This window comes from Hymenobacter psychrotolerans DSM 18569 (genome assembly GCF_900142395.1).
GTDB classification, from domain to species: domain Bacteria; phylum Bacteroidota; class Bacteroidia; order Cytophagales; family Hymenobacteraceae; genus Hymenobacter; species Hymenobacter psychrotolerans.
In genome coordinates this window covers 1-18,447 of the sequence record NZ_FRAS01000003.1, presented here as the reverse complement: position 1 = coordinate 18,447, position 18,447 = coordinate 1, and the positions used below count along the sequence as shown (strand labels likewise).

General features: G+C 59.7%; 20 protein-coding genes. 10 read left to right on the top strand and 10 right to left on the bottom strand.

Translation table 11 applies throughout. The features are described 5' to 3' along the window. The first annotated feature begins 35 nt into the window (after positions 1-35). The gene (locus BUE15_RS04470; protein WP_073281547.1) at positions 36-833 is read left to right on the top strand and encodes a hypothetical protein; all 798 of its coding nucleotides are present in this window, start codon (positions 36-38) and stop codon (positions 831-833) included. A 75-nt stretch (positions 834-908) separates the two neighbouring features. Here BUE15_RS04470 and msrA read toward each other — a convergent pair whose 3' ends face one another. Together msrA and BUE15_RS04460 are read right to left on the bottom strand one after the other, a co-directional pair. Next, on the bottom strand, positions 909-1,451 hold the full coding sequence (msrA, locus tag BUE15_RS04465; RefSeq protein WP_073281545.1) for a peptide-methionine (S)-S-oxide reductase MsrA: 543 nt from the start codon (positions 1,449-1,451) through the stop codon (positions 909-911). A gap of 245 nt (positions 1,452-1,696) precedes the next feature. Next, positions 1,697-2,587, bottom strand: a complete 891-nt coding sequence (locus BUE15_RS04460) for a 3-hydroxybutyryl-CoA dehydrogenase (protein WP_073281543.1) — start codon at positions 2,585-2,587, stop codon at positions 1,697-1,699. Between the two features lie 354 nt (positions 2,588-2,941). Here BUE15_RS04460 and BUE15_RS21460 point away from each other — a divergent pair, with 354 nt between their 5' ends. Continuing rightward, positions 2,942-3,112 carry a lmo0937 family membrane protein gene (locus tag BUE15_RS21460; RefSeq protein WP_139252127.1) on the top strand — a complete coding sequence of 57 codons (171 nt, stop codon included), beginning with the start codon at positions 2,942-2,944 and terminating at the stop codon, positions 3,110-3,112. 119 nt (positions 3,113-3,231) lie between these two features. Here the strand turns inward: BUE15_RS21460 and BUE15_RS04455 are convergent, their stop codons facing one another. Both BUE15_RS04455 and BUE15_RS04450 read right to left on the bottom strand, forming a co-directional pair. Beyond that, complete coding sequence (locus tag BUE15_RS04455; protein WP_073281541.1) at positions 3,232-4,065, bottom strand: hypothetical protein; 834 nt, start codon at positions 4,063-4,065, stop codon at positions 3,232-3,234. 17 nt (positions 4,066-4,082) lie between these two features. Further along, positions 4,083-5,705, bottom strand: coding sequence for an ABC-F family ATP-binding cassette domain-containing protein (locus BUE15_RS04450; protein WP_073281539.1), 1,623 nt, complete (start codon positions 5,703-5,705; stop codon positions 4,083-4,085). Between the two features lie 240 nt (positions 5,706-5,945). Between BUE15_RS04450 and BUE15_RS04445 the strand changes: the two genes are divergently transcribed. Then, positions 5,946-6,416 (top strand): DUF4199 domain-containing protein, encoded by a 471-nt coding sequence (locus BUE15_RS04445; protein ID WP_073281537.1) that lies wholly within the window; start codon positions 5,946-5,948, stop codon positions 6,414-6,416. Positions 6,417-6,694: 278 nt separating this feature from the next. Continuing rightward, the gene (locus BUE15_RS04440) at positions 6,695-7,096 is read left to right on the top strand and encodes a hypothetical protein (protein ID WP_139252126.1); all 402 of its coding nucleotides are present in this window, start codon (positions 6,695-6,697) and stop codon (positions 7,094-7,096) included. A 132-nt stretch (positions 7,097-7,228) separates the two neighbouring features. On the opposite strand, the gene BUE15_RS04435 is transcribed toward BUE15_RS04440, so the two are convergent. Further along, the gene (locus BUE15_RS04435) at positions 7,229-7,621 is read right to left on the bottom strand and encodes a hypothetical protein (RefSeq protein ID WP_073281533.1); all 393 of its coding nucleotides are present in this window, start codon (positions 7,619-7,621) and stop codon (positions 7,229-7,231) included. 144 nt (positions 7,622-7,765) lie between these two features. On the opposite strand from BUE15_RS04435, the gene BUE15_RS04430 reads away from it, so the two are divergent. Next, positions 7,766-8,557, top strand: a complete 792-nt coding sequence (locus tag BUE15_RS04430) for a murein L,D-transpeptidase catalytic domain family protein (protein ID WP_073281531.1) — start codon at positions 7,766-7,768, stop codon at positions 8,555-8,557. 71 nt (positions 8,558-8,628) lie between these two features. Here the strand turns inward: BUE15_RS04430 and BUE15_RS04425 are convergent, their stop codons facing one another. Then, complete coding sequence (locus BUE15_RS04425; RefSeq protein ID WP_073281529.1) at positions 8,629-8,823, bottom strand: hypothetical protein; 195 nt, start codon at positions 8,821-8,823, stop codon at positions 8,629-8,631. A 190-nt stretch (positions 8,824-9,013) separates the two neighbouring features. Here BUE15_RS04425 and BUE15_RS04420 point away from each other — a divergent pair, with 190 nt between their 5' ends. Together BUE15_RS04420 and BUE15_RS04415 are read left to right on the top strand one after the other, a co-directional pair. Continuing rightward, positions 9,014-9,823, top strand: coding sequence for a M48 family metallopeptidase (locus BUE15_RS04420; protein ID WP_073281527.1), 810 nt, complete (start codon positions 9,014-9,016; stop codon positions 9,821-9,823). A 101-nt stretch (positions 9,824-9,924) separates the two neighbouring features. Next, entirely contained in the window at positions 9,925-10,839 is a 915-nt protein-coding gene (locus BUE15_RS04415) for a diacylglycerol/lipid kinase family protein (protein ID WP_244535875.1), read from the top strand. Positions 10,840-10,842: 3 nt separating this feature from the next. Here the strand turns inward: BUE15_RS04415 and BUE15_RS04410 are convergent, their stop codons facing one another. Both BUE15_RS04410 and BUE15_RS04405 read right to left on the bottom strand, forming a co-directional pair. Then, complete coding sequence (locus tag BUE15_RS04410) at positions 10,843-12,084, bottom strand: metallophosphoesterase (protein ID WP_244535874.1); 1,242 nt, start codon at positions 12,082-12,084, stop codon at positions 10,843-10,845. A 115-nt stretch (positions 12,085-12,199) separates the two neighbouring features. Further along, complete coding sequence (locus BUE15_RS04405; protein ID WP_073281523.1) at positions 12,200-12,832, bottom strand: LON peptidase substrate-binding domain-containing protein; 633 nt, start codon at positions 12,830-12,832, stop codon at positions 12,200-12,202. A gap of 216 nt (positions 12,833-13,048) precedes the next feature. Here BUE15_RS04405 and mtgA point away from each other — a divergent pair, with 216 nt between their 5' ends. Together mtgA and BUE15_RS04395 are read left to right on the top strand one after the other, a co-directional pair. Beyond that, positions 13,049-13,792, top strand: coding sequence for a monofunctional biosynthetic peptidoglycan transglycosylase (mtgA, locus tag BUE15_RS04400; RefSeq protein ID WP_244535873.1), 744 nt, complete (start codon positions 13,049-13,051; stop codon positions 13,790-13,792). A gap of 458 nt (positions 13,793-14,250) precedes the next feature. Continuing rightward, complete coding sequence (locus BUE15_RS04395) at positions 14,251-14,703, top strand: YybH family protein (RefSeq protein ID WP_073281521.1); 453 nt, start codon at positions 14,251-14,253, stop codon at positions 14,701-14,703. A 98-nt stretch (positions 14,704-14,801) separates the two neighbouring features. Here BUE15_RS04395 and BUE15_RS04390 read toward each other — a convergent pair whose 3' ends face one another. Both BUE15_RS04390 and BUE15_RS04385 read right to left on the bottom strand, forming a co-directional pair. Next, positions 14,802-15,983 carry an App1 family protein gene (locus BUE15_RS04390; RefSeq protein WP_073281519.1) on the bottom strand — a complete coding sequence of 394 codons (1,182 nt, stop codon included), beginning with the start codon at positions 15,981-15,983 and terminating at the stop codon, positions 14,802-14,804. 134 nt (positions 15,984-16,117) lie between these two features. Then, positions 16,118-16,930, bottom strand: coding sequence for a M48 family metalloprotease (locus BUE15_RS04385; protein ID WP_073281517.1), 813 nt, complete (start codon positions 16,928-16,930; stop codon positions 16,118-16,120). A gap of 243 nt (positions 16,931-17,173) precedes the next feature. On the opposite strand from BUE15_RS04385, the gene BUE15_RS04380 reads away from it, so the two are divergent. Further along, entirely contained in the window at positions 17,174-18,301 is a 1,128-nt protein-coding gene (locus BUE15_RS04380) for a DNA topoisomerase IB (RefSeq protein ID WP_073281515.1), read from the top strand. Positions 18,302-18,447 lie beyond the last annotated feature (146 nt).

Below are 18,447 nucleotides of genomic sequence, written 5' to 3'. Positions count from 1 at the left end.
TTACCTGTCACCCTTTACCTGTCATCCAAACAAGCATGAACACGAAATCTGGTCCGGTATCGGCAGCGGAAGCCCGCGACGAAATCCGGAATTATATGGCCGCCGAGCTGGAGTGCTCCGTCAACGATGTGCAGGCCAAAGTAATCTTCAACATGGACCTGCCCTGGGTGGATGGGCGGGTGCAGCCCTGCTTTCTGGTAGAGTGGTTTGCCGGCCTCCACAACGGCGTGGCCGTGACGGGGCCCTACACCTACAACATGCCCGAGCTGAACGTAGGAGAGGCCCGGCAACTGGGCAACATCAACGAGTGGCGCCAGCAACTGCTGAACCTGTACGCGGGCTGCGAAATAGCCACCACGGCCCGGCTTATGCTGCCCTTCTCGGATGTGCCGGACCCGGCCCGTACCAAAACCATTCTGGAGAATCTGCAGAACCGGCGGTACCCGCGCGTAGCCATCAACTGCTCGATGCGGGAGTTTCTGCGCGTCAATACCGACGAATACTACATCTTCAACGGCGACTGGGTGCACAATCCGCACTACTCGTACTCGTCTACTTTCGGTTTCAAGCCCCGGCAGGAAGACACCACGCTGGCGCTGCCCGAAGACGAAAGCACCATCCGGATTGCCCCGCACAAGTACCTGACGCCTGTGCCGGCCGTGGAAGCCGACGGCGCTTTCCCGGGCGAGCAAACCGGGTTTATCATGATGAAAAACGGCAACATCGTGGACTATAACGCCATTTCCGCCACCCGATCCGTCATCGATAAAGTAGCCATGTTCTACCTGCTGGGCCAGGAAAACGGACCATTTGCCATCAGCCGCAACGCGTAGCTCTAACTAGGATTGACATAAAAAAAGGCCCTTCCCGCAACCGGGAAGGGCCTTTTTTTGCTTCTGACTTAGAAACTAGCCAAGAGCGGCTTTTCTCAGCTTGTCGCCGAATACGGCCCGCACCTTGTCTACTTTGGGGCGTACCACAAACTGGCAGTATGGCTCGCGCCCGTTCTGCTTGTAGTAGTTCTGGTGGTAGGCTTCGGCCGGATAAAAGCTCTTCAGGGGCTCAATTTCCGTCACGATGGGGCTTTCGAAGGCGTGGGCCTCGTTGAGCTTCTGCTTGTACTCTTCAGCCAGGCGGCGCTGCTCGTCGTTGTGGTAGTACACACCCGAGCGGTACTGCGTGCCGGTGTCGGCGCCCTGGCGGTTGAGGGTGGTGGGGTCGTGGGTTTTCCAGAACACCTCCAGCAGCTCCTCGAAGCTGATAACGGCCGGATCGTAGGTGAGCTGAATTACTTCGGCGTGCCCGGTCAGGCCGCTGCACACTTCGCGGTAAGTAGGGTTGGCGATACGGCCGTTGGAATAGCCGGAAACCACCTGCGCCACGCCTTCGAGGTCCTGAAATACGGCCTCAACACACCAGAAGCAGCCGGCGCCAAAAGTTGCCTTTTCCATTTTAGATATAATCGTGGTTGGGAGAGAAAATGTAGGCGCAGCTACTACAAACCTACCCATGCAGGGCAGGCAGCAGATCAGCGCATAAGATTGTCGATACGACCGGACTATAAGGATTTGAGGAGCAAAAAAGTTTGAATCTTCCGCGCTGCCGTCCGCAAAACGGCGTCCTGCACGGTGCCGGTCCGCAGGCGCGGGGCCAACAACGTGCAGGACGCCGTTCGGTATTCAGGCAGAGCAGAAGCCTACTTCCGGAACCGCTCCGCTACTACCAGCTCCTTCGAGCCGGCCGTGTACTGGTAGAACCCTTCGCCTGATTTTACGCCCAGGCGGCCGGCCATTACCATGTTCACCAGCAGCGGGCAGGGAGCATATTTGGGGTTTCCCAGGCCGTCGTGCAGCACGCGCAGGATAGCCAGGCACACGTCCAGCCCGATGAAGTCGGCGAGCTGCAGCGGGCCCATGGGGTGCGCCATGCCCAGCTTCATCACCGTATCAATTTCCTCGACGCCCGCTACGCCCTCGTGCAGGCTGATGATGGCTTCGTTGATCATCGGCATCAGGATGCGGTTGGCCACGAAACCGGGGTAGTCGTTCACCTCGGTCGGGGTCTTGTTCAGCTGCCGCGACAGGTCCATGATGTGCGTCGTTACCTCGTCGGAGGTAGCGTAGCCGCGGATTACTTCCACGAGCTTCATCACCGGCACCGGGTTCATGAAGTGCATGCCAATCACCTTGTCGGGACGTTTGGTAACGGCCGCAATCTTGGTGATGGAGATGGAAGAGGTATTGGAGGCGAGAATAGCGTCCTGAGGAGCGTGCAGGTCCAGCTCGCGAAAGATATTGAGTTTCAGATCCACGTTTTCGGTGGCGGCTTCCACTACCAGCTGCACGTTGTGCACGCCTTCGGCAATGCTGGTATAGGTCTGGATGCGGCCGAGGGTGGCGGTTTTGTCTTCTTCGGACAAGCTGCCCTTGGCTACCTGGCGGTCCAGGTTTTTGCCAATGGTGCCCAGTGCTTTGTCCAGTGCCGGCTGGCTGATGTCGATGAGAGCAACCGGGAAGCCATGCTGAGCAAACACGTGAGCAATGCCATTGCCCATGGTGCCCGAGCCAATAACGGCGACGTTAATCATGCAGTAGAGAGGAGAGGAAGGTGGGAATAAAGAACAAGAAGGCCAGCGGAGCCAGCCACGGCAAAGCTACCCCGAAAACCAAAACAGAGCCACATGCGCCTCATTTCGCCGGCCGCCGATCTGACGGAAACAAGTGAAAGCCGCAAAAGTTGGCTTCTTTGAAAAGTGCTTCTGTAGCTCAGAAAGCTGGTTTTTGGGATGAATTCTTTTTAAAAGCCAAAATTTTTTCATCGGAATATATCCTTTTGATACCCCCCGCGTACAAAACCGCAAATCAGCTCTTAAACGCAGCCACGCTGCCGCAAAGGCTGAATCCTTTCCATCTCTCTCCACCACCACCTCAACTTAAACACCATGGGAAATCTACTGTACATCATCGCCGTCATCCTGATTCTGATCTGGGCACTGGGCTTCTTCGGCATTCTGGGTGCAGGCATGCAGGGCAACAATCTGATCCACATTCTGCTGGTAATTGCCATCATTGCCATCCTGCTGCGCGTGATTCGTGGCGGCCGCGTAGTCTAGCTGCGCTGTAGTCTGCCTGAGTACGGTAGGTCTGCAAAAATGAGTCTGAAAAAACCTAAAAAGGCCCCTCCGGATTTCCGGAGGGGCCTTTTTAGGTTTTGCTGTATGGCTGAACTCGGTTATTTCAGATCGTACAGGAAGCTGAAACGGATGACGGGCTGGCCGTAGGGGGAAAGCGGATAGCCCTGCGCATCGTAGCCGTTGTTGAAGTTGTAGAGCAGCACAATATCCGCGGCAAAACGGTCGCCGAGCTGGCTGCGGTAGCCCGCGCCGGCCAGCGGCGTGTTCATGGTGCGGTTCGTTTTCACGGCCTGCAGCCGTTGTGGCCCTACCTGGTAGATATCGTAGCTCTGGGCCTTGGTCACCTCGTACTCGGCATGCACAAAGAACTGGTCGAAGACGATGTACTGCAGGAATGCCTTCACCCCGATGCTATGCAGACTCAGGCTGCTGGGCAGCCCTACCGCCTGGTAGTCGCGGGGAAACGAGATGTTGTTGTAGGCGTAGCTGATGCCGGGCCCAACAGCCAGCCGCTCCGAAACACGGTAGCCAATAGACGGACTCAGGCTGGCGCTAAACTGCCCGCCGCTGTAGGGGTTGCTGCTGTAGCCGAGGCCAAAGTTGGAGTACAGGAAGTACTTGCGCAACGGCTTCGGCTGCTCGCTGGCGCGGCTGCCCACCGGAAAATCCAGGCCCGAAGGCTTGTCGCTGGACGGCGCGGTAGGCATCGGCTCATATACTGGCGTGGGGGCCGGTACGGGCGTCTGCTGCTGGTTCTGCTGCGGCCGTGGTGCCGGAGTAGCCGGCCGCGGTGCGGTACCGGGAGGCGCCGTATTCAGCTGCGGCTTTACCGTGGAGGTGCTATCGGTGCGCTGGGCATGCGCCGCCGGAGTCAGGGCCAGCCCGCCCAGCGAGAAGGCGGCCGCGAGCAGGAAACGAGAAGGAACGTTCATACCGGAAGGTAACGCAGTTAAGATACGAGTTGGTATTTGCGCTGCCGCAGGGTCTTGATCTGCTCATCGGCCAGATACTCCTCGTAGGTCATGCGGCGGTCGATGATACCGTCGGGCGTGAGCTCGATGATGCGGTTGGCAATGGTTTCGATGAACTGCAAGTCGTGCGACACGAACAGCAGCGTGCCCTGGAATTCCTGCAGGCTGTTGTTGAGAGCAGTGATGCTTTCCAGGTCCAGATGGTTGGTCGGGTCGTCCATCACCAGCACATTGCCCGATTCCATCATCATTTTTGAGAGCATGCAGCGCACTTTCTCGCCCCCGCTCAGCACGTTGCTTTTCTTTTGCGACTCCTCGCCCGAAAACAGCATCCGGCCCAGGAAACCGCGGATAAACGACTCGTCCTTCTCGGTGCTGTACTGGCGCAGCCAGTCCACAAGGTTCAGGTCGGTATCGAAGAACTCGGAGTTTTCCTTGGGGAAATAGCTCGGCGTGATGGTGGTGCCCCATTTGAAGGAGCCGGTATCGGGCCGGGTTTGCTCGAACAGGATGTCGAACAGGAGGGAAGGGGCCCGGTCGTCGCGGCTGATGATGGCCACTTTGTCCTTTTTATCGAGCGAGAAGCTCACGTTGCGGAATACCACCTGCCCGTCCACGGACTTGCTCAGGTCTTCCACAGTCAGCAGCTGGTTGCCGGCTTCGCGCTCGGGCTTGAAGGCAATGTAGGGATACTTGCGCGACGAAGGCTTGATTTCCTCGAGCGTGAGCTTCTGGAGCAGCTTCTGACGCGAAGTAGCCTGCTTGGATTTGGAGGCGTTGGCCGAGAACCGTCGCACAAATTCCTCCAGCTCCTTGCGCTTGTCTTCGGTCTTCTTGTTCACATCCTGGCGCTGGCGCAGAGCCAGCTGGCTGCTCTCGTACCAGAACGAGTAGTTGCCGGGATACATCGTAATCTTCGAGAAGTCGAGGTCGGCCATGTAGTTACATACGGCGTCCAGGAAGTGACGGTCGTGGCTCACCACAATCACCGTGTTCTGGAACGAGTCGAGGAAGTTCTCCAGCCACAGCACGGTTTCAGCGTCGAGGCCGTTGGTTGGTTCGTCGAGCAGCAGTACGTCGGGGTTGCCGAACAGCGCCTGGGCCAGCAGCACGCGCACTTTGTCGGAACCGCCCAGGTCGCCCATCATGGTGTGGTGCTTGTCTTCACCGATGCCCAGACCGGAGAGCAGCTCGGCGGCTTCGTACTCGGCATTCCAGCCTTCGAGGTCCGCAAACTCGCCTTCCAGTTGCGCAGCCCGTTCGCCATCGGCATCCGAGAAGTCCGGCTTGGCGTACAGCGCGTCCTTTTCTTCCATCACCTTCCAGAGGCGCGTATGGCCCATAATCACGGTCTGGAGCACCGGAAACTGGTCGTAGGCAAACTGGTCCTGGCGCAGCACCGAGAGGCGCGAGCCGGCAGGCATGGTCACGGAACCGGTGTTGGCTTCGATGTCGCCGGCCAGAATCTTCAGGAACGTGGACTTGCCGGCTCCGTTGGCCCCGATAAGGCCATACACGTTGCCAGGCATGAATTTGATGGTAACGTCTTCAAACAACACGCGCTTACCGTAGCGCAGGCTGACGTTGGAGGTGCTAATCATATAGGGAGAAAAGGCGAAAAAATCAGAAAAGGGTACCCTGGCCGGAGCGGGCTCACAAAAATACGCAAAATGCCCCGCGTACCGGATAGCAAAAAAAACGGCCAATTATAAAACTCATGCGCGGCATCAGGGTATAAGAGTAGGAGGCGGCACGAAGAGCCAAGGCTCTGAGCAACAGCGCAAGCCGGGTTGGAGTTCCGCCGTTTTGGTTTCCCTATCATCTTTAAGCAGCACCCGCATATGAATGAGTCGCGCACCACTCCGGAAGGAATCGGCATTCGGTATGGCCTACTGACGGCGGCCGGCATGATGGTCTACTTTGTAGTAGCCGCCCTGCTGGGTCTGGCCGACCGAATAGAGTTCAGTTTCCTCAATTTTGCCATCATGATAGTGGGTATCTGCCTGGCTATCCGCTATTTCAAGCACACCCGCCACGGGCATATGCCCTACCTGCAAGGCTTCGGCACGGGCATCATGACGGCCATTGTGTCGTCGGTGACGTTTGGGTTCTTCTTCATCCTCTTCGCTCTGCTGCGGCCCGATGTGATGGACCAGATTCACGCGCAGGACTTTTTTGGCTTCGACTTGTCGGTTACCATTGCTTTTCTGGCCATCATGCTGCAGGGAGTTATGGCTGGTGCCATCATCTCGCTGATTGCCATGCAGTACTTCAAAAGCCCCGACCATAAGCCTGTGGAGGGTGTTGAGTAGGTTTTGCCTGTACAGAATTGAGAACGAAAACGGCCTCTTCCTGTCGAAGATGGCCGTTTTTTATTGTGGTATGGGCACTTTCTATTTCTAGGAAGCGTTGTCCCGAAGTCAGAAATAAAAAAATTCTACGAATCGTTGTTGTTGTTGTAACTTTGGCAACATATATTTGTATTAAATATAGTGAATTAGAGGGGCAAGCTATTTAGGTTTTACCCGCTACGCTCACTGCTTTCTGAACACTCTTTTTTCCCAGTTGCTCATTCTTTTTTCCATCCTATATGAAATCCGCAGTCTTTACTCTGTTGTTGATGGTCGGCCTAGCGGGCTCTGCCGCTGCGCAGAAGCAGGACCGCCATGCCGAGCTTCCTGGTACCGGTGAGCCCACCCAGGCTCGCGTAGATGAGCTTACCCGCCAGATGTGCAATTCACTGCGCCTGAACGAGGCACAGTATATACGCCTTCGCTCGGCCAACCAAATCAAACTGGCTCGCCAGGAGGAGATTAGCTGGCAGTACAAAGACAATATTGCCGAGCAGCGTGCCAAGCTCAGCGAGTTGGAGTCGCAGTACGAGGCTGAGTGCGGCCGTATCCTGACTCCGTCGCAGCTGAGCCTGTTCCATGCTGAGCAGCAGCGGGACATGCCTCTTACTACTGATCCGCTGGAAGGCGGCCTGGGATAAGGCATAGCTTCTTCCGCTTCACAACGCCAACGGGGCATTTCCTTCATGAAGGAAATGCCCCGTTGGCGTTGTAGTAACTATACAAAAGAGCGGAGGAGCCGCTACCGACTGCTACATACAGTAAAGTTTATATTATCTGCTGAGGGGCTTGTCCGTCAGGATTTCGGTAACAGTGCCGAGTGAGCCGAACCGGATGCTGATTTTGTTGGCGCCGGAGCGCTGATGCGCGGGCTCACACTGCAGGCCGGGCTCCAGGTAGTAGTAGTAGATTTTCTCCGTCTGCTCAGCCAGCTCTTCCTCATCCGGGCGGCCCAGCATCTTGTCGATAGTGGCCGTCCGGAGGCCATACAGCTGCTCTTTGCCGGCCAGAAGCGCTTTCGCCTGGTTCGAGCGCACACTCTTGCAGCCGTACGGGTCACTTCGCCAGGCACTCGTATCGAAGCCAGGCAGCTGTGGCTGAGAGCCGCCGCAGGAGGCAAGCAGGGAGGCTGCACACAGCAGCAGAAGGAAACGGCGAAGCAACATAAGTGGTAAGGCTGGGAACTGACTATCAGTGAAAAGCAGTTAGGACAACCAGAATAGGTTGCGCTAAAATACTATTTTTGTTGTCGAGGCGCCCTCTTCTGCCCACCCACTTGCCATTTCAGACCTGCCCCGCCTAATCAGCCGATGAAGTTTGCACCGACTGCCCTAGCTACCCTGTTTGTAGCCGTTTCGCTCTTTTCTCCTTCTCCCGGGGCCAGCTCGCGGGCAGCCGTACCAGCCGCGGCATCCCCGGCCGCCATGGTGCGGGCCCAGCACCTGGCCGCCTTCGAGCAGCACGTACTGGCCAGCTATGCCAATGCCCGGCTCACGTCCTATGGCCTTTCGCCCTCAGTATACCGGGAGGCGCTGATGGGCTACTATACCCTTACCAAGAAAGGGGCTGCCGCCGCCGGCCGGCAGGTGCTCACCGTCATCGACTATGCGCGCCCCAGCACGCAGAAGCGCATGTGGGTAATAGACCTGCGCCAGCAGAAGGTGCTGTTCCATACGTTGGTAGCGCACGGCAAAAACACCGGCAATAACATTGCCCAGACGTTTTCGAACGTGGAAGGCTCCGAAATGAGCAGCCTTGGCTTCTACGTTACGGGCCAGCCGTACCAGGGCAAGCACGGCCTGTCGCTGAAGCTGCACGGCCAGGATGCCCGCTTCAATACCAATGCCGCCACCCGCGCCGTAGTGGTGCACGGCGCCGACTACGTGAGCGAAGCCTTTGTGCGCCAGCATGGCCGCCTGGGCCGCAGCCAGGGGTGCCCGGCGCTGCCCGTGCAGCAGGCTTCTCAGGTTATCCGCACGATTCAGAAAGGCACCGTTATGTATGCGCATGGTCCCAGCACCGTGAGCTTTTCCTCGTCGTGGCTGAAGCTTGATCCGGCGCTAAACGCTTTTGCGCAGCTCAGCGGCCTCTCCGACAGCTAGCCTGCCTGTCCCAGAAACGCAAAAGGCCTCCCGATACTGCATCGGGAGGCCTTTTTGTTGTCTAAGCTAGGTCAGGCCCGGTCACTGGTGGTCTTGACCAGATTGATGCCGGCGAAAAAGAAAATCAGGCCCACGGCAAACGGAACCAGCGAATTGAGCTTACTCAGCCCAATACCACCGATTTGCAGGAATCCCAGCGCACCCACGATAATGCCTATGATACCGAGGATAGTGAGGATGGAGCCAAAAGTGCGTTTCTGATTCATAGGAAGGGAAATGTGAAGTGAGAGCCAGGGAGAGAAAGCCTGGGCAGGCTGGTATGGCACTGATACGGAAAAGAGGAGAATTTGGGTACCGTAATCCGCCGACAACCCTACTGTCCAGCCCGGCGTTACAAGCCCGAAAGCCACCAGAGTGGTTTTTTTCCGTCCCGCTCCCTTTTCAACCAACCCAATCATGAGAGGAAATCTTCGATACCTGATTGCCTTGCTGATGGCAGGCATCACGCTGGTTACGTACTACTGCAAACGCTCCGTAAACGAAGTAACGGGCGAAGTACAGCACGTGGATATGACGGCCGAGCAGGAAATAGCCCTTGGCCTGCAGGCAGCCCCCGAAATGGCCCAGCAATACGGTGGGCTGCACCCAGACCGCCAGGCGGCGGCCCGGGTCGAGCAGATCGGGCAGGAAATAGTCGGCAAGACCAAGGCCAGCCAAAGCCCCTACAAGTTTCAGTTTCACCTGCTGGCCGACGAAAACACGATTAACGCCTTTGCGCTGCCCGGCGGGCAGGTGTTCATTACGGCGGGCCTGCTAAAGAACATGCGCACCGAAGGCCAGGTAGCCGGAGTGCTGGCCCACGAGGTAGGCCACGTGGTAGGGCGCCATTCGGCGGAGCAGATTGCCAAGTCCAAGCTGACGCAGGGCCTGAGCGGGGCCGCTGCTATTGGCATGTACGACCCCGACCGGCCCGGCACCGCTGCCGGCGCCGCCGCTGCTGCCATGGTAGGCAAGCTGCTGACGCTGCGGTTTGGGCGAGAAGATGAGCTCGAGTCTGACCGGCTGGCGGTGGAATACACGGCCCAAGCCGGCTACGACCCCCGCGCCATGATTCAGGTGATGCAGGTGCTGGAGCAGAGTGCCGGCGGCAGTCGCCAGCCGGAATTCCTGAGCACCCACCCCAACCCCGGCAACCGCATTGGCGAGCTGGAACGGGCCATTACGGCTGAGTTTCCGCAAGGGGTGCCGGCTGGGCTGAAGCCGTAGCCGCTACGCTATAGTAAACCTCAGAAAGGCCCGCCGTCAGGTGGGCCTTTTTAGAACCCGGATACCGTACCTTACCATTCTTTCCACCTGTTCGCTTTCCTATGACTGCTCCCGAACCAGCAATGCTTCGTCACTTGCTGTTTGTGCTGAACCCTGTTTCCGGCGACATCAGCAAGACGGACCTAGAGGACACCATTGCGGCATATTGCCAGCAGCGCGGCCGTACGGCACACTTTCACCACACTTCCGGGCAAGATGATCTGGCGCAGCTACAGGCGCGGCTGCTCCGCCACGCCTACGATGCCGTGTTTGCAGCCGGAGGCGACGGCACCGTCAATCTGGTGGCGCAGGCCCTGCTGGGCACACCGCTCCCGCTGGGAATACTGCCGCTGGGTTCCGGCAATGGCCTTTCCAAAGACCTGGGCATTCCGCAGGACATCGACGAGGCGCTGCCGCTCATCTGGCAACACCGGCTGCGCACCATCGACACGTTGCGGGTGGGTGGGCATTTCGCGGCTCATCTCGCCGATTTGGGCTTCAATGCCCTTGTAGTGGAGCGCTTCGACAAGGGAGATACGCGCGGGCCGGGCGCCTACGTGCGCATTGCCACGCAGGAGTATATCGGCTACGAGCCCGCTACCTACATCATCGAAACCGACCGGGAAACCTGGCAGGGCAAAGCCTTTATGCTGACCATCGCCAACGCCAACACGTTCGGTAGCAACGTCATCATCAACCCAAACGGCCAGCTCGACGACGGAGAATTTGAACTCTGTCTGATTGAGCCGTTTCCGGGAGCTGCCGCCCCGAGTATTCTCTATCATCTCTACACTTCCGCCTTCGACGCCTCGAACTACACGCGCCGCCTGCGCTGCCGGAAGGCCCGCATCCAGGTGCCCGGCGAAACGCAGGTGCTGGTGCAGGTGGACGGGGAGCCGCACCGCCTGCCCACGCCCATTGCCGTGGACATACAGCCCGGTAGTCTGCGGGTACTAGTCCCGGTACCGGCCAATTGAGGCCTACTCAGCGGCGGCTGGTACCTGCAACACCGGGGCCGCTACCAGGGGCGGCGCCACTACGGGGCCGGGGTGGAGGCGCTGCCGGAATACCTCCGGTTGGCGGCTGCCGTCCGGGGCGGGCTCAAAGGTGCGGAGCCAGGTTTCCCCATTGGCGTAGAAATCGAGGCTGAAGAAGCCTTTGTGCTCGTGCACAAACGTGGCGCGGCCTCCTTTCTGCACAAAAGCCGTTTTGCTGCCGGCGCCGCTCACCAGAAAGTGGCTGCCCTGCCGCTCAAAGAACTGCAGATTGTGGTCGTGGCCGGCGGCGTAAACGAGGTTAGGATACTGATGCAGCACCCGCAAGAGCCGGCGGCGCATTTTGCGGTAGCGCGGGTGAGCCATATCCTCGGCGGCGCCTACCAGCTTGCGGTAAAGCGGCAGCAGGGAGCCGATGAACGGCAGGGGAAGGTAGGCCTGCTTATGAACGGTGGTGAGCGGAAAGACGTGCTGCTTGGCCGTGAACTTGCCGCCGTGCACAGCATTGGAATAGAGCGGATGGTGGCCCGCTACCACAATACGCTGGTGCCGATTGGCCTCCAGCAACTGCTGCAGCTGCCGAAACGGCTCCTTAACGTCGGAGGCGGGCCGGTCGCCCTGCTGCACCCACCACTGCGTGTTCAGCACCAGCAGCAACAGGCCCTCGGCCAGCTGAACGGCTACCGGGCCAGGAGTGCCGTTGGCCGGCAGGTAGTGAGCCGCCGGCAGGTGCTCGGCCACATACGCTTCCTGGCGCCGCAGGTACTCGTAGCCATCGGGCCGGCCTTTGTTCCAGTCGTGGTTGCCGCTGAGCAGAATCAGGTTGCCTTTGAATGGGCGCAACGCCTCCAGAAGGGCGTTCAGGCGCAATTCGGCGGCGGCCCGGCCTGGCTGCCCGGGCGCCGGCAGGCCCGTCGGATATACATTGTCGCCGAGGAGGATGATGGTGCCCGCCGCCTGCGTTTCCTGCTGCCAGTCGGCCAGCAGGCGCAGCACCGCATCCGAGCCGTCGGTAGCTACCGCGCCCGGGTCGCCGAGCAGGGCAATTCGGTGGAGGGGAGCGGCTGCCAGTGCCGGCGCATGCCGGGCCCAGTCGTTGCGGGCCGGCGCCACATAGGGCCGGCGGCGGTAGTGCCGCTCCTGGTAGTAGCGCACCAGCAGCCAGCCCGTGAGCATAGTCGCCAGCGCAGCCAGCATATACGGAAACAGAGAGTAGAGAAAGGCCACGGCTGAGATACGGGAGTACACGTTGCTATACGTGCAAAGCAGTCCGGTTCGTTCTGGGAGCAGTCCGTCGCCGCCAAAAAGTGGCTGCCATTGCTCCCTGGCCCTGCTGCAACCCTCAGAAGTTGGGCGGAGTCAGGTTTTTGAAGTGGCCGTTGAGCCGCACCCGCTCCTTGAGCCGCTCGGTTTCCAGCAGCACCGGCAAGATGCGCTCCAGATGATCCAGCACGATTTCCTGCCGCCGGGCTTCGGTTTCGGCCTCCAGCAGCTGATATTCCTGCTCCGTGCTCAGGCCCAGGTGGTGGGCAATATCATAGACGCGGTACTCAGCGGGCAATTCCTGCAGCAGCTTGCGCAGGCCCAGCACATCGTAGAGCTGCTCCATATAGGTCATGATGCGCGTCCGCAGCAGGGCGTCCTGCGTGTTGTCGTCGTCCAGGTCTTCTACCAGGCCGCCGGCATAAAGCTTGTCCGGCAGCTGCCGATAAAATTCCTCGATGCGCACCACGCCCACAGCCCGGGTACGAATGTCCATTTCGCCGCTGTCGTAGGTTTTCTCAATTCCAATGAGCTGCATTTCAGTGCCCAGCGTACTCACCGCTTCGTGGCGGTAGGGAGGAATGCCGAACGTAATGCCTTCCTTGAGGCAGTCGTGCACAAGCTGGCGGTAGCGGGGCTCGAAGATGTGCAGGTTGAGCTTTTCGCCGGGAAATACGACGAGGTTCAGCGGAAACAGGGCAAGTGTACGCATAGTCACCAAAAATGCGGGTTTCTGTTAAGTATTTCAACGGTAGCCGGCGGGGCGGGCCTGGCTGCCGGCAAGCAGGAGAGGCCCCGGCCGATTAAGGTACGCTGCCAGCAGGCAGGAGCGCCGCATACATAGCGGCAGATGCTCTTAAAACAGCTACTTTTGGCGCTGCTTGGCCGGTACCGGCCCGGCAGAACCCTCAGACTGTTTCAATCGGCTTTGGCAACGGATTATAAAAAAATAGGGCGGCAGGCCCGGCAGGTAGCGCTGCAGGTGGTGGCCGCCTTGTTCCTGACCTCGGTGGCCTGGGTGCTGATTTACCGGTGGGTGTCGCCGCCCGCCACCTGGCTGATGCTCGACCGCCGCGCCCATGCTCCGGTAGGCCTCGGCTACCATGGCATTCAGGAAGACAACCGCCGCATCAACTATTATTTCCGCGGCCTCGACGAGGTTTCGGCGGAGGTGCCGCTGGCGCTGATTGCCGCCGAGGACCAACGGTTTCTGCTGCATCACGGCTTCGATGGCGACGCGCTGTGGAAGGCGGCCAAATACAACTTCAGCGGCGGCAAAAAGCTGCGTGGGGGCAGCACCATTTCGCAGCAGGTAGCCAAAAACGTGTTTCTCTGGCAGGGCCGCAGCTATGTGCGCAAGGCGGCCGAGGCCTATTTCACGGTGCTCATCGAGCTGCTCTGGGACAAGCGCCGCATCATGGAAATGTATTTGAGCGTGGCGGAAATGGGCGACTGTACCTTCGGGGTGGAGGCCGCCTCGCAGCGCTACTTCCGCAAGCCCGCCGATAAGCTAACCCGCAGCGAAGCGGCTCTGCTGGCCGGCGTGCTACCCAATCCGCTACGCTTTCGGGCCAGTAACCCCGGCCCGCAGGCCCGCGCCAAGCAGCAGCGCGTGATGCGCAACATGCGCCGCCTGGGCGGCACCACCTACGTGCAGGACCTGCTGAAGTAAGCCCGCCGCTTCGCCCCGAGCGGGCGAAAGCACCCCCTTTCTGCACTCCGCAGCCGGCCGGACCGCTAAAAGGGCCGCTTTTGCTTCTCCCGGCCCGGCCTGAGCCCTGAAAAATGCACATTCCGTCACTCCGGCGTAGGCCGGACCGCTGAAAGGAGAATCTTTCGGGCGCCCGGGCGTAGCCGGACCCTTTAAAAATGCGCATGAAAGAGCCCGGGTCCCGGCCGGGCTGAAAAAAGGAACAGATTCAGCCGGCAAAGTACAAAACAAGCAGCCGCGACACCGTAAGCGTTAGGTCCAGTCTATCGGTCCGACTGGTCGAAACGCGCGCCACATCGTGCCGTACCGGGCCACACGAAGCAACGGCGGGGCAACGGCGACGGGTCGGAATGCCGTAGGCGGCCGGGCCGGGCCGGTGGGCTGGGCGGCTTGCTCCGGAAACCACTATACTTACCGTTATGAAACTAGCTGCCTTTCTTCCTGCGCTCCTGCTGTTGCTGCCTGCCTGCTCCTCCGACTACACGCCGGTAGCAGAATCTCCCGCCGAAACGCGCCGTGCCATCAGTAGCTTACTGAGCACGCAGACTGCTGCCTGGAACCGCGGCGACGTGCAGGGCTTTATGCAGGGGTATTGGCAGCACGACTCGCTGGTGTTCATCGGCAAGAGCGGCCTCACCTACGGCTGGCAGCGCACCCTCGACAACTACCGCCGCAGCTACCCCGATGCCGCCGCCATGGGCCAGCTGCGTTTTGAAGGCCTGCGCATCACCCCCGATGGGCCCGATGCGGCGCACGTGGTAGGCCGCTGGCACCTCACGCGCCCGGCCGCCGGCGACCTGCAGGGGCATTATTTGCTGGTGCTGCGCCGCATAGAAGGCCGTTGGGTTATCGTAGCCGACCATTCCAGCTGAGGTGATGAGGTGATGAGGCTATAAGCAAGTGGTCTTGGTCTACCTGTTACCTGTTCCCATTCACCTCATTACCATTTACCCCATCACCATTCACCCTATCACCCCATAACTGGCTCGCCGGTGCCTTCGCCGTCCGTATCGTCTTCGTTGTCGGCGGCTTCTTCGTCTTTCTGCTTTTCTTTGGCCACGGCCGGTATGGCCTCCTGGAAGATGAAACCGGCCTGGGCAGCGTGCTCGGCGGCCTGTACCGTGTCTTTCACGAGCAGCATCTCCACTTTTTCGGCGCGTAGCTCTTCTGTCACGCGTTCCACCAGCGCGGCGCGTTCGGGCAGGTTCACGTCGCGGATGTAGATGGCCAGGATGCGGCCGGGGTGGCGCCGCACCACTTCGCGGTAGATGTTGGCGTCTTCCTGCCCCGAGTCGCCGATAAGTACGAATGGGAGCTTGGGGTAGGTGAGCAGCAGGTTGTCGATTTCCTTGAGCTTGTGGCCGTGGTGGGCCGTGGCATCACCGGACTTCTTACCGGCTAGCGCCATGTCGCGGAGCAGCAGCGGGCCGGGCGGAATGTCGTTGAGGTGCAGGAAATCTTCCAGCAGATCATAGAGGTTCCAGGGCGAGCTGCTGACGTAGAAAAACGGGTTGTTGCGCTTGCCGTTACGGCCCAGCTGCAGCTGCCGGTAAAACTCGGCCACGCCCTTGAACGGCAGGCGGGAGCGGGCATTGCGAATCAGCACCGTGCGGGCCATCCGCAGCAGGTTGGTGGCTGAGGTCTGGATAACGGTGTCGTCGAGGTCGGAGATGACGCCATACTCGGCGTCGGCGGGCGGAATAAGCACCGGCGCGGCGGCCCGCAGCCCGGAAGCCGTAAACGGGTGCGGCACGTGCTGCAGCAGCACTTCCACCGGATACCATAGAAAATCTACCGGCTCGGGCAGGCTCTGCGGCTCCAGATTCAGCGTGAAATAGCCTTCTTCATCCGTCATTACGGGGTGCTCCGAGCCATCGGCGGGCCGCACGAGCAGCTGCGCGCCACCGATTTCGTTGCTGTCGAAGCGGCGGTACATGTTCAGCAGGTTGTGCAGCCGCGAGTCGGACGCGTCGGGTTCCGTAATACCTTTGTCGGTGAGCAGCCGGCCTTTCACGTAGAGGCGCGTGGGCGTGCCGTAGCTGCGGTAGGGCAGCAGCTGCAGCGGGTGCAGCAGGCCCAGTCGGGCGCGGGTGCGCGTCAGCAGGTCGTCGGCGCGTTCGGCTAAGTCGCCAAGTTTGTTGAGGAGAGACATGGTTGCAAGTACGGTCAAATCCTCAATTTGATGCCTTTTGCCTGTTCTGAGGACCGGCCAAGCACAAAAAAGCCAGCCGCAGAGGCGGCTGGCTTTGTAGCATTGTTCAGGCTGCGAGATACCCGAAGGCAGCACTAGATAATGCGCTTCAGCTCTTCGAAACCGGTGTTGGAAACGGTGCGGTTCTGGCAGTTCAGCTCGGCGGCTTTGGTCTGGATCTGCTGGATGCGGGAGGCAGGAGCGGGGTGCGTGCTCAAAAAAGCAGGTGGGTTGCCGCCCTGGTTCTGGGCCTCTGCTTTAATGAAAAAGCCGGCCGCGCCGTCGCAGGAATACTGCGTTTTGTTCAGATACACCACCGAGTATTGGTCGGCCTCATTCTCGTCGTTGCGGCTGAACTGCAGCTGGCCCAGGCCGGCGGCAATCTGTACCAGCTGATTGGGGTTGTCGCCGACCAGAATGCTCAGCAGCAGGCTGATGCCATACTGCTGCTGCAGCTGCTTGGAAGTGTGGCGGCGGTCGGCGTGGGCAATTTCGTGGCCCAGAATGCCGGCCAGCTCACTCTCGTTGTCGAGGAACTTAATCAGGCCCGAAAACACGTAGATGTGGCCGCCGGGCGTAGCAAAAGCGTTCTGCACGGCATCGTCCTTGATGATTTTGACATCCCACGGAAACTCAGTGCGGTATTTCACTTCGCCCGAGTTGAGCACTTTGTTTACCACGCCGTCGAGCAGCTGGTAGGCGCGGGCGTTGGCCGAGTTGCGGTCCAGCAACTGGCCCTTGGCGCGGTACGTGGAGTCGGTTTGGGCGGCTACCTGCTCGCCCAGGGCCTTGTCGTCTTCCACGGAAAACAGCAACACCCCGTCGCCATCGGAAGAGCAGGAGGCAGTACCGCCAAGCGTAGCGGCAAGGGTGAGCAGGAGCCAGGGTTTGAGTAGGAAGCGGCGCATGAAACGTAGAAAGGGAAGAAGGTGGAGGTGGTGGAATGAAGCGGCGGCAAGAAAAAACGGTGCCAGATTCATTGGAGCCGGTACGGCCCACGGCGCGCCGTAGTTGCCGGTGGCGCCCGTTCTGTGGTAAGCGCCCGGAAACCAGCCGGAAAAAAATGATGCCGGCCGGAAGCGCCACCTTTTCCGGGGCGCGGCCCGTACACCGGATGCCGCCATTCTGGCACCGTTTTATTGCACTTCCTTATGTCAGCCTCCGCTACCACCGTCCGACCCAAAACCCGCAAGAAACATCTCCTGCCGCTGGAAGAAGCGCATGAGCTCTACAAAGACCCCGCCCGGCAGGCCGAGCTGGCCGGCCTCCGCTACCTGACCGACGCCAAGCCCGGCATTACGCGCAAGGCCACCCGCTCGGGCAAATTCGCCTACTACACCACGAAAGGCGAAAAAATTACGGACGAGAAAGTGCTCAGCCGGATACAGAGCTTCGTGATTCCGCCGGCCTGGACCGACGTCTGGATTTCGCCTTCGGCCAGCAGCCACCTGCAGGTAACGGGCCGCGATGCCAAAGGCCGCAAGCAGTACCTGTACCACGCTGCCTGGGACCAGGCCCGCGCCCTCACCAAGTTCAGCCGCCTGCGTGCTTTCGGGGAGAAGCTGGCCGAGCTGCGGGCGCAGATGCAGAAAGATCTGGCCCGCCCGCAGCTGGACAAGCAGAAGGTGCTGGCACTCGTGCTCACGCTCATGGATAAATCATTTATACGCGTCGGCAACCGCGAATACGCCGAGAAAAACAAAACCTATGGCCTCACCACCCTCCGCGACAAGCACGTGCAGGTGAGTGGCGCCGATGTGCGCTTTGCCTTCGTGGGCAAGAAAGGCGTGGCTCACGACCTCACCATCCATGACCGGAAACTGGCCCGGCTGGTGCAGAAGTGCAAGGAAATTCCGGGCCAGCATCTGTTCCAGTACTACACCGCCGACGGGCAGCGGCAGGAGCTGGAATCGGGCGACGTAAACGAGTACCTGCAGCAGACAACCGGCCTGAAGCTGTCGGCCAAGGACTTCCGCACCTGGGGCGGCACCGTGAAGATGGTGGAGTGCCTGGAGCGGGTGCTGGATGAAGAGCCAGACTTTCCGAAGCCCAAAACCCTGAAGCGCGCCCTCAAAGACGTGGCCCACGACCTGGGCAACACGCCCACCGTGTGCTCAAAATACTACATCCACCCGCAGGTAGTAGAGCTTTTTAACTCCGATAAGCTCATCGACTACCTGCGCCGCCACGACGCCGACCCCACCGAAAACGACTGGCTGACGCCCACCGAGCACATGGTGCTGGACATGCTGGCCGAACTGGAAACCAGTAGTAAGTAACCCAAGTTGCGGAGAAGGTTGGGGCTAAAAAAAGTCTGTTCCGCACGGGAAAGACTAGGTTTGAAGTATTCGACCCCTTCAAGCCCCCTTCCTATGACAGAACAGACCGTGGCAATGTACTGCTTCATCGACGATTTTCTGCGCGC

Bases quoted from the DNA above. Each gene is read 5' to 3' on its own strand.
- BUE15_RS04425 (WP_073281529.1), bottom strand. From the start codon at position 8,823: ATGAATCAGAAACGCACTTTTGGCTCCATCCTCACTATCCTCGGTATC.
- BUE15_RS04415 (WP_244535875.1), top strand. From the start codon at position 9,925: ATGACTGCTCCCGAACCAGCAATGCTTCGTCACTTGCTGTTTGTGCTG.
- BUE15_RS04405 (WP_073281523.1), bottom strand. From the start codon at position 12,832: ATGCGTACACTTGCCCTGTTTCCGCTGAACCTCGTCGTATTTCCCGGC.
- BUE15_RS04430 (WP_073281531.1), top strand. From the start codon at position 7,766: ATGAAGTTTGCACCGACTGCCCTAGCTACCCTGTTTGTAGCCGTTTCG.
- BUE15_RS04420 (WP_073281527.1), top strand. From the start codon at position 9,014: ATGAGAGGAAATCTTCGATACCTGATTGCCTTGCTGATGGCAGGCATC.
- msrA (WP_073281545.1), bottom strand. From the start codon at position 1,451: ATGGAAAAGGCAACTTTTGGCGCCGGCTGCTTCTGGTGTGTTGAGGCC.
- BUE15_RS04470 (WP_073281547.1), top strand. From the start codon at position 36: ATGAACACGAAATCTGGTCCGGTATCGGCAGCGGAAGCCCGCGACGAA.
- BUE15_RS04440 (WP_139252126.1), top strand. From the start codon at position 6,695: ATGAAATCCGCAGTCTTTACTCTGTTGTTGATGGTCGGCCTAGCGGGC.
- BUE15_RS04395 (WP_073281521.1), top strand. From the start codon at position 14,251: ATGAAACTAGCTGCCTTTCTTCCTGCGCTCCTGCTGTTGCTGCCTGCC.
- BUE15_RS04460 (WP_073281543.1), bottom strand. From the start codon at position 2,587: ATGATTAACGTCGCCGTTATTGGCTCGGGCACCATGGGCAATGGCATT.
- BUE15_RS21460 (WP_139252127.1), top strand. From the start codon at position 2,942: ATGGGAAATCTACTGTACATCATCGCCGTCATCCTGATTCTGATCTGG.
- BUE15_RS04380 (WP_073281515.1), top strand. From the start codon at position 17,174: ATGTCAGCCTCCGCTACCACCGTCCGACCCAAAACCCGCAAGAAACAT.
- BUE15_RS04450 (WP_073281539.1), bottom strand. From the start codon at position 5,705: ATGATTAGCACCTCCAACGTCAGCCTGCGCTACGGTAAGCGCGTGTTG.
- BUE15_RS04390 (WP_073281519.1), bottom strand. From the start codon at position 15,983: ATGTCTCTCCTCAACAAACTTGGCGACTTAGCCGAACGCGCCGACGAC.
- BUE15_RS04435 (WP_073281533.1), bottom strand. From the start codon at position 7,621: ATGTTGCTTCGCCGTTTCCTTCTGCTGCTGTGTGCAGCCTCCCTGCTT.
- BUE15_RS04385 (WP_073281517.1), bottom strand. From the start codon at position 16,930: ATGCGCCGCTTCCTACTCAAACCCTGGCTCCTGCTCACCCTTGCCGCT.
- BUE15_RS04445 (WP_073281537.1), top strand. From the start codon at position 5,946: ATGAATGAGTCGCGCACCACTCCGGAAGGAATCGGCATTCGGTATGGC.
- BUE15_RS04455 (WP_073281541.1), bottom strand. From the start codon at position 4,065: ATGAACGTTCCTTCTCGTTTCCTGCTCGCGGCCGCCTTCTCGCTGGGC.